This window comes from Saprospiraceae bacterium (assembly GCA_016719615.1).
Taxonomy (GTDB): Bacteria; Bacteroidota; Bacteroidia; order Chitinophagales; family Saprospiraceae; genus Vicinibacter.
Genome location: JADJYQ010000006.1, coordinates 1 through 11,732, shown reverse-complemented (window position 1 = coordinate 11,732; position 11,732 = coordinate 1). Strand labels below are relative to the sequence as shown.

Annotated in this window: 11 protein-coding genes; 8 read left to right on the top strand and 3 right to left on the bottom strand. The window is 37.8% G+C overall.

Annotated features, from left to right (window positions below; genetic code table 11):
• Window positions 1-9 precede the first annotated feature (9 nt).
• The 4 genes from IPM92_12825 to IPM92_12810 all read left to right on the top strand — a co-directional run bounded on the left by IPM92_12825 (window position 10) and on the right by IPM92_12810 (window position 6,110).
• Complete coding sequence (locus tag IPM92_12825; GenBank protein ID MBK9109213.1) at window positions 10-4,002, top strand: hypothetical protein; 3,993 nt, start codon at window positions 10-12, stop codon at window positions 4,000-4,002.
• Window positions 4,003-4,075: 73 nt separating this feature from the next.
• Window positions 4,076-5,113: a PorV/PorQ family protein gene (locus IPM92_12820; GenBank protein ID MBK9109212.1), complete on the top strand. Its 1,038-nt coding sequence runs from the start codon at window positions 4,076-4,078 to the stop codon at window positions 5,111-5,113.
• A gap of 119 nt (window positions 5,114-5,232) precedes the next feature.
• Complete coding sequence (gene greA, locus IPM92_12815) at window positions 5,233-5,706, top strand: transcription elongation factor GreA (GenBank protein MBK9109211.1); 474 nt, start codon at window positions 5,233-5,235, stop codon at window positions 5,704-5,706.
• Complete coding sequence (locus IPM92_12810) at window positions 5,706-6,110, top strand: HIT family protein (GenBank protein ID MBK9109210.1); 405 nt, start codon at window positions 5,706-5,708, stop codon at window positions 6,108-6,110. Before greA ends, IPM92_12810 begins: the two co-directional genes overlap by 1 nt.
• Here IPM92_12810 and ruvC read toward each other — a convergent pair.
• On the bottom strand, window positions 6,103-6,657 hold the full coding sequence (gene ruvC / locus IPM92_12805) for a crossover junction endodeoxyribonuclease RuvC (protein ID MBK9109209.1): 555 nt from the start codon (window positions 6,655-6,657) through the stop codon (window positions 6,103-6,105). The genes IPM92_12810 and ruvC overlap by 8 nt on opposite strands.
• Before the next feature lie 79 nt (window positions 6,658-6,736).
• Here ruvC and IPM92_12800 point away from each other — a divergent pair, with 79 nt between their 5' ends.
• The 4 genes from IPM92_12800 (at window position 6,737) to IPM92_12785 (ending at window position 9,464) form a co-directional block, all read left to right on the top strand.
• On the top strand, window positions 6,737-7,678 hold the full coding sequence (locus IPM92_12800; protein MBK9109208.1) for a hypothetical protein: 942 nt from the start codon (window positions 6,737-6,739) through the stop codon (window positions 7,676-7,678).
• A complete protein-coding gene (locus IPM92_12795; GenBank protein ID MBK9109207.1) occupies window positions 7,660-8,226 on the top strand; it encodes a DUF3108 domain-containing protein in 567 nt (188 codons plus the stop codon). Before IPM92_12800 ends, IPM92_12795 begins: the two co-directional genes overlap by 19 nt.
• The gene (locus IPM92_12790; GenBank protein MBK9109206.1) at window positions 8,223-8,471 is read left to right on the top strand and encodes a DUF3108 domain-containing protein; all 249 of its coding nucleotides are present in this window, start codon (window positions 8,223-8,225) and stop codon (window positions 8,469-8,471) included. Before IPM92_12795 ends, IPM92_12790 begins: the two co-directional genes overlap by 4 nt.
• 576 nt (window positions 8,472-9,047) lie before the next feature.
• Window positions 9,048-9,464 (top strand): hypothetical protein, encoded by a 417-nt coding sequence (locus tag IPM92_12785; protein MBK9109205.1) that lies wholly within the window; start codon window positions 9,048-9,050, stop codon window positions 9,462-9,464.
• A 1,178-nt stretch (window positions 9,465-10,642) separates the two neighbouring features.
• Here IPM92_12785 and IPM92_12780 read toward each other — a convergent pair.
• Window positions 10,643-10,975 carry a hypothetical protein gene (locus tag IPM92_12780; protein MBK9109204.1) on the bottom strand — a complete coding sequence of 111 codons (333 nt, stop codon included), beginning with the start codon at window positions 10,973-10,975 and terminating at the stop codon, window positions 10,643-10,645.
• A gap of 165 nt (window positions 10,976-11,140) precedes the next feature.
• A complete protein-coding gene (locus tag IPM92_12775; GenBank protein ID MBK9109203.1) occupies window positions 11,141-11,485 on the bottom strand; it encodes a hypothetical protein in 345 nt (114 codons plus the stop codon).
• Between the last annotated feature and the right edge of the window lie 247 nt (window positions 11,486-11,732).

Sequence of the window (11,732 nt, the reverse complement as noted above, 5' to 3'; positions counted from 1 at the left end):
AAAAATAATATGAAATATTCATTTTTTATTTTCATTCTATTCGTTTCATTTTTAAACGATGCATTAGCACACAAGCCATCTGAAAGTTATGGCAAGCCAAATGCATCCAGTAAAAAATTACAGGTTCGTGGTGGTGCATGTGCTCCAGCTACGAAACAAATAGATCTCGACATCAATAATGTGCGCGCAAGATTATTGAATGGCGGTGATTGTTGGTGGGATCTTAACCGGGGAAGTTATATCGTTCCTAAGGTCGAACCGGGATCCAATAAGGAAGAGGTATCAGCGATTTTTGCAGGTGCAGTATGGGTAGGTGGAAAAGATCCTGCAGGCAATCTACACATGATGGGTCAAACGTTCAGAAGTTCAAGTGCTAACGATTGTTGGCCAGGGCCACTTACGAATCTCGGTGAAACAGATATGGATATTTGTTTGAAATGGGATCAGTTTTTCGTGGTCAACGGTAGCAGTATCAGAGAACAACAAAAAAACTTCAGGGCGGTCAGAGGCATTCGCGAATTAACCGTAGATGAAATTCCGGAAGATGTACTTTATTATCCGGCAAGAGGAAATAAGTACTTTTCTCAAAAGTATAATTTCGAATTACCGGATCCGATCTTGTATCCTCAGGGCTTGGGTTTGTTTTATGAATATCCCGAATCAGAAGATGGCATCTATCAACCTGAAAAAGGTGAATTTCCAATTATCGATATCCGGGGCTGCCCCGAGCCGGTTTTTCCGGATCAAATGATTTTCTGGATCTACAATGATAATGGAGGCATTCACACCAATTCAAACGGAGAACCTATCCGTATGGAAGTTCAGGTACAGGCTTTTGCTTTTACAACTGGAGATGAAATCAATGACATGACCTTTCAAAGATATAAGTTGATTAACCGTGCGCCTCAGGATTTGGAAGAGTGTTATTTCGCAATGTGGGTAGACCCCGATTTAGGATGTTATTCTGACGATTATATTGGTTGCGATGTTGAAAGAAGCATGATGTTTATTTATAATATAGACGGTTCAGATGGAAATAATGGTTGTAATTGCGACCGCGGTGTAAATACCTATTGTACAGAAATACCTGTGCTAGGTGTGGATTATTTCAGAGGACCTTTAGATACTGCAGGAAATGAGATTGGGATGTCATCTTTTATGTATTATAACAACCCAAGTGGCGGGGGTAATCACCCTGCAGCCACCACAGATCCTGGTTTAGCCACAGAATATTATAATTATTTAACAGGTAGATGGCGCGATGGTACACCTTTGACCAGAGGCGGAAGCGGATATAATCCCGGCTCAGTCGATTCTACACGATATGCTTTCCCAAGTGAGCCCAATGACAATTCAGGCTGGAGTATGTGTTCTGTTCAAGCACCCGAAGGTGATAGAAGAACTTTACAGGCAACAGGACCTATGTTGTTAAAACCGGGTGCCATTAATGAATTAATCATCGGTGCAGTTTTTGTTCCTGATCAAAATTATCCTTGTCCGGGATTAGACGAACTGTTTGCAGCAGATAATTTATCTCAGGATTTATTTGATAATTGTTTCAGATTAAAAGATGGACCTGATGCTCCGGATGTCGATTTTATTGAATTAGATCGCGAATTGGTGATGGTCCTTACCAATGATATAGGTTCAAATAATTATCTGGAATCATGGGAAGATAAGGGTATTGGTCTTCCTCCTGGAGTAGATAGCTTGTATCGTTTTGAAGGCTACAGAATATTCCAAGTTGCAGATGCTTCTGTAACTTTGACAGATGCTGTTATTTCAGATCCTACCAAAGCAAGAGAATTGTTTACCGTAGATTTAAAAAATAAAATCACAAAGATTTATAATTGGGTTGGTACCAAAAACCCTAATCCGAATCAAACTACGCATCCTATCGTTTACAGTCCGGTTGAAAAAGTAGCCGGTGCAGATGTAGGAATACGCCACACCTTTAGAATTTCAGAAGATCAGTTTGCGACTGGCGACCGGCGATTGGTGAATCACAAAAAATATTATTTCGTTTCAATTGCATACGGATATAATAATTATAAAAGTTATGACCTCGTCGAAAATCTCGGACAACGTACACAATACTGTCCGGGTCGTTTGAACATTGGTCCTAATGGCGATGGTAAGCCTTATACTGCCATACCAAGGCCACAGGTTTATGAAAAATTAAATTCTGAATATGGCCAGGGATTTGAAATCACGCGTCATGATGGAATTGGAGTTGGCGGAATTGATTTAAAAGTTAAATCAGATATGTATGATAAAATGCTGAATCCAAATTTTGATGGAAAAGTAACTTATCAGGGCGGAAATGGTCCGGTTGAAATAAAAGTTTACGATCCGCTTCGCGTTAAAGATGGAGATTATCAATTGCGTTTTTCTGATGCTAATTTGAACAATACAAAATTGGATGATCCTGTAAATTGGATGTTGATTCGCACCAATTCAAACGATACTGCAGTTTCTGAATCTGATATCAGCCGTTTCAACGAGCAGATAATGAATAAATTTGGAATTTCAGTTGCCATAGGACAAACAATTGATGCCGGCAGTGATTCTACAAATACTTGTGGAGTGATTGGCGAAGGCATGTATTTTGATTACAAGGATCCAAATGGTTTAAGATGGTTGATTGGTCAGCCAGATAACGATGTTGCTCAAACAGATTTTATTCAAACCGGCTTAGGACAGCCTAGATATGCACTGGATCCACAGGGATGTTTTTCAAAATTAGGTGGCCCCGAAATTCAGGGAACCTGGTATCCTTATAAATTACCTTCAGATTCCTTTATTTTAACTCCGGTATGGATTGATCCATTATCAAAAGTAACTCAGGGAACTATGAAGTTGAGCGATTTGAATAATGTTGACATCGTTTTCACTTCAGATAAATCTAAATGGAGTCGTTGTGTTGTCATTGAAACCTGGAATTCAAATGCAGGAGATCAACCGCTTTCTCCAATTAGCGGTGTAAAGAACTTTGGCATCAAAAGAAGTCCTTCTGTAACAAAAGACGACCTCGACGGCGATGGATTACCTGATATCGATACCAATGAAGACAGTACGGGCTATGGATGGTTTCCAGGCTATGCAGTAGATGTAGAATCTGGCAAGAGACTGAATATTTTATTTGGAGAAAATTCATTTTACTCTGAGGAGAATATTTTGCTTTCTGGCTGCTCACAACGTGGTTGGACCGGTAATGACATGATGTACAATCCTACTGATGAATATGTTATTTTAGACCAGGGTTGTCCAATCAATGCTTTCACATCAGAGTTGGGTATTCCATTAGGTGGCCATCATTACATTTACGTTACAAAAACTCCTTATGATTCCTGTAAATCTTTCCGTTCAGGTTTGAATTCAACCAGGATTGCCGATAAGAATAGGTTGTTCAGAGATTTCACCTGGTGCAGCATGTCAGTGATCAATCAGGGAATGCAAATGAATTCATACAAAGACGGATTGATACCCAATGATGTAACCGTTAGATTCCGGGTTGACAATCCTTATCAGTATGCTGTAGGGACCAATGAAAACAAAGGACATAATTTGTATTCATTTAGTATATCCGGATTTGAAGCAGATCACGTTGTAGAACAAACAGCATTTACCAATGCCCTTGACAACGTAAATGTCGTTCCAAATCCATATTATGGATTTTCAAATTATGAAACGGGTCAGTTTTCAAATGTGGTAAAAATCACTAACCTTCCTGCAAGTTGCACTGTAACTATTTATTCTGTTGATGGTAAGTTTATAAAGCAATACAAACGCGATGAAGTTCCTGTCAAGAGAAGAGGTTCAAATCCGGGAATTATTGAAACGCAAATCACACCTGATATTGAGTGGGATTTGACTAATTTCAAAAGCATTCCGGTATCAAGTGGAGCTTACATCATTCATATCAAAGAAAATTCAACCGGAGCAGAAAAAATTGTGAAGTGGTTTGGAGTTGCAAGAAAATTTGATCCTTCAGGTTTATAATTCAAAACAAACAGCACCTGTCTGGTCCCAAAAACCAGACAGGTATTTTAGAAATACTTTAAATTCATTTTTTATGTATAAAAAGTTACTTAGCCTCATCATCATGCTGAATCTTGCACTGTTTGCCATTGCAGGAAATCCTGACAGGCAAGGAGAAGCCGGGGCTTATGAATTGTTGATGAATCCCTGGCCGAGAAGTGGCGCTCTCAATAGCCTGAATGCTTCCCGTGTAGGTGGTATCGAAGCCATGATGCTTAATCCAGCCGGTTTGTGTAGGATCAATAATTGGGAACTTGGCCTGGCTCAAACCAAATGGTTAAGACCTAGCGGCATTGAGATTAGTTCCGGGGCATTTGCTACCAAAATTGGAAAAAATGGAACGCTCGGAATCGCATTGATGAGTTTGAGTCTGGGAGACATCAAAGTGACTACAACCACTAACCCGGAAGGAACTGGAGCTACCTATTCGCCTACATTCAGCAATATTGCAGTAGGTTATTCGCATTTGTTTGGAAATAAAATTTCAGTCGGATTTTTATTGCGTGGAATATCAGAAGGTATACAGGATTTAAGTGCTTTTGGAATGTCTATCGATGCCGGAGTACAATATGTTACCGGTGATGATAATAATTTTAAATTTGGCATTGCCTTGCGAAATATTGGTGGTCCGATGAGTTTTAGCGGAGACGGACTTTCTGCCCAGCTGAAGAGCCCGGAGAATACAGACCTTACCTATAACATCAGATTATCAAGATTTGAATTGCCATCTCAGTTACACATTGGGATATCATATGACATTAATCCTTCAGAGCACATAAGTTTTACGCCTATCGTCAATTTTACTTCCAATTCTTTCGGTAGAGACGAAATTGGTGCAGGTATCGACACTAAACTTACGAAATACCTAGACGTTAGGGCATCCTACAAACTCGAATTAGGCGAGGCTATTGAAGGAGACGTTAATACGGCTCATACAGGCCTGGCTGCCGGAATGACCGTAAATGTTCCTTTAAGCAAAAAGAATGACAGCAGATTGGCTATAGACTATTGCTACAGGCATTCTGATCCCTTTGATGGAACCCATCAAATCGGTTTGAGACTGGAATTTTAATTTTCCCTGAACTAAACAGGGGCCTTATGATGTTATAATCTCTATAAAAGAATATTAAAAACGTTTGTCACCTAGCGTGGCAAGCGTTTTTTTACTTTAATCCGCCAAATAATTTTAACATGAGTGGACTGAATTACATGACCCAGGAAGGCTATGACAGGCTTAAACACGAATTGGATCATTTTAAAACAACAGGAAGACAAGAAGCTTCTAAAGCCATTGCAGAAGCAAGGGAAAAGGGAGATCTGTCAGAAAATGCTGAATACCACGCTGCAAAAGATGCCCAGGGTATGTTGGAATTTAAGATCAATGAACTGGAGAAAAAATTGATGAATGTTCGCATCATTGCAGAAGGGGATATAGATACCTCCAGTGTTGCTATGCTTACCAACGTCAGAATCAAGAATCATAAGGCCAATAAGGAAATGACTTTTAAAATTGTCTCTGAAGCGGAGGCAGACATTAAAACCAGCCGAATATCCGTAAGTTCACCAATTGGACAAGGTTTATTGGGCAAAAAAGTTGGCGACAAAGCAACTGTTAACACTCCAGCAGGTGAGATGATACTAGAAATTCTTGAAATCAGCATTTAATGGCCAGTTTGTTTACCCGCATTATTCAAGGCGAAATTCCGTGTCATAAAATTTCTGAAAATGAATATTGTTATTCATTTCTCGATATAAGACCGCTTGCAAAAGGTCATACACTGGTTATTCCTAAACAAGAAATCGATTACATTTTTGATGTGCCGGATGAACTTCTGCAAGAGATGATCCTTTTTTCAAAAAAATTAGCGATTGCTATTAAAACAGTTGTGCCTTGCATCAAAGTAGGAATGAGTGTGATTGGATTGGAAGTGCCGCATGCACATATTCACCTGGTACCCTTAAACCAGATATCCGAATTGAATTTTAGCAATCCGAGGTTGCATTTTTCAGACCAAGAGTACACAGAAATAGCCTTAAAAATATCGCAGGCTTACGAAGCACTTAAATAATCCGCTCAGGATTTTTTTGAATAAATTTTTTCCAACCCGTAGATGCTTCTTTTGGCTTCCCTGCAGACTTCATTTGAAAAGATAGGCAGAGAGCAGCAGCCAAAGCATCAGAGGCATCAAAATATTTGGTGTTCATTTTGAAATTCAAAATGGATTCCAACATCCCGGCAACTTGCTCTTTACTTGCGTTACCATTGCCCGTGATTGATTTTTTTATTTTCTTAGGAGAAAACTCGTAAATTTCTAAACCCATAACAATTGCAGCCGCTATCGCTACACCCTGAGCTCTGCCTAGCTTGTGCATACTTTGTGCATTTTTACCAAAAAATGGCGCTTCAATGGAAAGGGCATATGGCTGATGTTTTTCGATCAATTCCTGAATACTCAGAAATATTTCTTTCAATTTGTCTTGTTGAGATTCAATGGATTTCAAATGCAGAACATTGAGATCTACTACTGAAGTCTGATTATCTTTGATTTCTATAATTCCATAACCCAGAATGTTTGTACCGGGATCTACACCAAGAATGCGAAAGGATGTATTCATAAATGGCAAAAGTAATCATGATTGAGGAATTTTATATTGAGAGTCTAAGGAACTGCGATAAGGTTCTTTAATAAATGTAATGGTGAACTCATCAAAAATATTAATAATCTTACCGCTTCTGGCATTCATCGCATTGGTGGTCGCTATTGTGAATGGCATTCCATATTTGAATATTGAATCACTGAATATGGACTTCAACTTTTGTTGCGCGCTAACGCTCATTGCTTTATTAATGCCTTTGAATATTATATTGGAAGCTATGAAATTATTAACGGGAAGATCTGAAGATTCTAGTTTATCGGATTCGATGATCAAAACCTGCCAGGGATTTTATTTGCAGTTTTTATTACCTCTCGGACTAGGAGCCATTGCGGGTCGAAGTTGGAATGTGGATGATCAGTATAAACGCATTCAGATTGAAGCAAGTTTGTTGGGTGGAATGTTCCAATCACTAAGTAATTTGTTAGGATTGTTTTTTCTCTTTTTGATTCCCACCATCGTGACGAATGCTTATGTAGCTAGAATTCCGACATTAAATGACTTTGGGATAATTGCAATTTTAGGAATTTTTGGATTTGTTTTATTGGCATTGTATTTTTTCAAAAATTGGTTCACCTGGGAAATATGGAAAAACTTCAATCCCTTAAAATTTATGAGGGCGGGAAGGTCAGTGTGGAATATTAAAAGGCTCGGTTTATTATTTGTTTATAGTTTTTTACGCTATGTGATTTATCTGTTGCAGTGGGTGACAGTCCTCATATGGATAGGTCAGTTACCATTCTTGTATGCTTTGACAGCTTCTATTATTTATTTGGCCGTGGTAACTTTTGTGGTCTTGCCTCCAGCCCTGTCTTTACTTTCCAGAAGTGGTATTGCTTGTGCAGTATTTGGAGTTATGGGCATGGAAGCTTCCCTGGCAATGAGTCTTTGTTGGCTTATATTTTTGTTAAACAATGGAGTTCCTGCAATCTTGGGTTCTTTTTTTATGTTAAGAGAGATAAGATGGCATACAAAACTATAATATTCATTCTTTTATTTGCGGGCACAGTCTCCACGGGTTTTCTCATAAAACCTGATTTGAATCCAACTGAATCTGCATTCGGAAATGGGGAAAAGCTGGTATACAAAATATTCTACAACTGGAATTTTGTATGGCTGTCAGCGGGCGAAGTTCACTTTGAAATCAAAGAGGAGGATCATTTGTATCATGTGGAAGTCACAGGCCGGACCTATGCTTCATATGAGTGGTTTTATAAAGTCCGCGATAAATACCATTCATACATCGATAAGCAAACTGGACTTCCCAGATTATACATTCGCGATATCCAACAAGGAAATTACAGGCGGTACGAAAAAATTGTATTTGATTACGACAAACAGATTGCTTATAGTTATACAGGCCGGACTATGACGGATCTTAAATTGACAGAAATAACTTTGGATAAACCCTATTACGACATGGTTTCATGCATGTATTATTTGCGGAGCCAGAATTTACCACAATTCAGTAAATTAAAGAAAACCTCATTTCATTTATTGCTGGATGACAAAAATACGAGCTGGGATTGAAATTCGGAAATTACGAAAAGTCTTTTCGGATAAAAGATTCTGGAACTTATAAAACGTTTCATGCAGTTGCTGATGTCATTTCAGGGCATGTATTCGATGAAGATGCTAAAATTAAATTATACGTAGGAGATGATCGCAATAGCTTGCCCGTATTGATTGAATCGCCTTTGGTTGTGGGTTCTGTAAAAGCCATTTTGAGCAGCTATTCAAATCTCAAACATCCCTTTGATTCGAAATTGGAATAGATGGAAATTAAGATTAAGGCTAAATGTTAAAAGCTAAAAGCCAAAAGCATAAAGCTTGATTTGAATCTATACTCAATACTCCATAATCTGTCAGTGCCTGATATAGGTTGACCATATTTTATCATTAAAAAACATAAAAATGGCAACAATTAGAAGGCAATTTAAATGAGCATTGAGCAGCGTATGGCGAGGCATTTTTCAGAAAGTTTCAAACGATCGAAGGTTCTCGAGATAGAGCAAGGTAGAGCAAAGTCAGTGAAATTTGTAAGGAATACGAGGTTAGCCCTACCAATGTATACAAATGGATGAGTAAATTTGGTGCAGCTAAAAAGCCAAATTCGCATGATTGTTGAAGCAAATTCCGACACTAAAAAATAATAGAACTTAAGCAAAAAGTTGCAGAATTGGAACGAGTAATTGGTCAAAACAGATCTAATTGACTTTCAAACTAAGATGATTGAATTAGCAGAAGAAGCATACAAGATTGATATTAAAAAAATATTCTTCAGCACAATCTGCTACTTCAGACAGGAGCGAAAGCGATATCCATTCTCATTAAATAAGTTGTACAGAGTAATGAATATCAGCAAACAATCTGTTCATCAAAGAATAGAAAGGAATCACCAGGATCTAGAAATAGAAGCACAACTTCTGTGGCTCATACACCAAATTCGTGAAGATCACCCTACGATGGGAGTGCGTGATCTGTTTTATAAAATTCGGCCAGAATCCATGGGCAGGGACCGTTTTGAAGCCTTTTGTAAAGAAAATAGTTTGATGTCCCTTAAGAAAGTATTTAGGCCAAGAACAACAGACAACACAGGGGTTATACGATTTGACAATTTGCTTATAGATCTCCAAATCAATCGAGTTGATCAAGTCTGGCAAAGCGACATAACCTATTTTGAATTAAACAATAGGTTTTATTATTTAACTTTATCCTTGATGCTTATTCTAGACGAATTGTTGGGCATAACGTGTCGGATAATTTAACGACCATTTGTACCACAATGCCAACTTAAAAATGGCTATAAAGTTGCGAGCCAAACAAAAGATGAGCGAATTAATATTCCATTCCGATGGTGGTGGACAATACTATACAAAAATCCTTTTTTAGAGCTTACCGCAAATATGAAATCAGAAACAGTATGTGTGAATATGCTTGGGAAAATGGTAAAGCTGAAAGGATTAATGGAATCATAAAGAATAACTATTTGATACACAGGGATATTAAAAATTATCATCAATTGACTATAGAGGTTGACCGAAGTGTACAACTTTATAACTTAGAAAAACTCATAAAAAGAGTTACAAAGATTAAGTCCTGTTGAATTTGAAAATTTGGATATAACTTTACACTTGCAAAAACACCGAGGATGAAAGAGTCATTTGATGCAAATAACAAAATATATAGGGTATCGAACCCCATATATTTTGAGCAAATACACCTCAGAATCTTGATGTATTCTCTGCAAATAATTCAGTAAAGTTACACAAAACGGTCAACCCTATTTAGGCATTGACAATCTATACTCTATAATCCATACTCCATAATCTATACTTTTGATCTATAATCATTCACTTTAGCCTCCCGACATGATAATTTTTTTTCTACCAATAGTATTTTTCATGTCGGGATCCTTTAACCTTTTCCCTTCTCCCCTTCCTTCATATTTTCTCCACCTCTTCCAACAGGAACATTAAGCGATTGATATCTTTAGAATTCAATATTAATTTTCCCTGAATATCTATAGGCTCGGAGGTATATGGGATTGGTTTTTTTGCTTTAATTTCTACAACGGTTTCTGGACCTGCTTTGCCGCAAAAAAAAACAACTTGCATAGGGAAATGCAAGAGAACACAAATTCCGTATGACTTTTAAATCTTCCGTTGGAATAATATATCCCTTTTAGTTTGATGGTTTTACCTTCAAAGATCTTTTAAATCTTTACTGAATAAAGGTTTATCGACTTTATTCCAAGTAATTCATCATACTCTTTTTGTAAGTGACTTTTGCTAAAACTGGCCATGCTTTGGGGAATATAGGGATGTGGTTTTAACAATACAAACGAATGTTAGTATTGTAATCCAAAGTAGTTTATGTAAATAACATTTATTTTCATAAGTATATTATTCAGAACTTAAGGTGTGATCTTCATATCTGTTTTCTCTTACTGAACGGCAGGAATTAATGCCGCCAAAATGCCCAATAAACAAGCTGCAATCAGGATCGGCCACTCACCTGACAGCAAGACATCTGCACGGATTCCATGTTTCATTTCGAGTTTGAGTAGTGGATTGACAATAGCAAGCAAAATATGTGCTAAGCTTTCAATTGTAACACCTGAAAAACTAAGCAGCGCGGCTTCTGAAAGTGTCCATCGAATTATTTTAGAAGGGCTCGCTCCTGCAAATCTCAACAAAGTCATTTCGTATTTGCGTTCCTCCATTGCTTGCCATAAGCTGATAAAAGGCTTAACAGAGATCAAAACTAAGGCGATCAAAACAAAGGATAATAATTCAGTGGCTGTGCCTGTAGTTCATACAATCTGTTTAATTCGATGGCTGGACTTGCTGCCATCATTTCTATGTATTTTCATTGATGCTTCTGCCAAAATTTAAACTTTGAATATTCGTTTCTTCAAAATTCCAATAGGACAGATGTAATTTCACCTTCCAGTGTTTATGAGGTCTAGATTTGTCAGACAAAGCTGGTCCGTGGTGATGTGCAGAATGGTCTTCGCACCAACTCGGCGTGGTGCAAAGCCCAATAAGAAGAAATAGAGATGAGGATGAGTTGATCGGTAATCGTTCCGGTAGGTTTTAAGATTCGCAAACTTTGAACTGATGTTCATCGTGTTGATGTTCATTGACATTTTCGGTTTGGATACCATGACCTGAAATAAAAGCGTATCATTAATTTTCAATCCTGTTTTTATCGCGGCTTCTGATCCTATAACTGCATGAAAATCCTTGTCGAACCATTGTCCTGTTTCAAATTGAATTGAGTCCAATGCCCGTAGGTATCTGTAGTGCCTACCAATCGGAATCCCTGCGTATTGATCGCCAGAGCAATAGGTAAAGCAGATTTGATGATGGGATGATTCTCGCTTTAAGAAAAACCTTACAATCTGAAAGAGAATATTTCCCGTTGGAAAATCAATGTGAAATAAATTGCAGAGTACAGATTGTAAAGGACTCCTTTGCTGCTAAATTAAATCCGTTTTACCTAAATTTTTTATTGAAGTGATTTTCGAATTG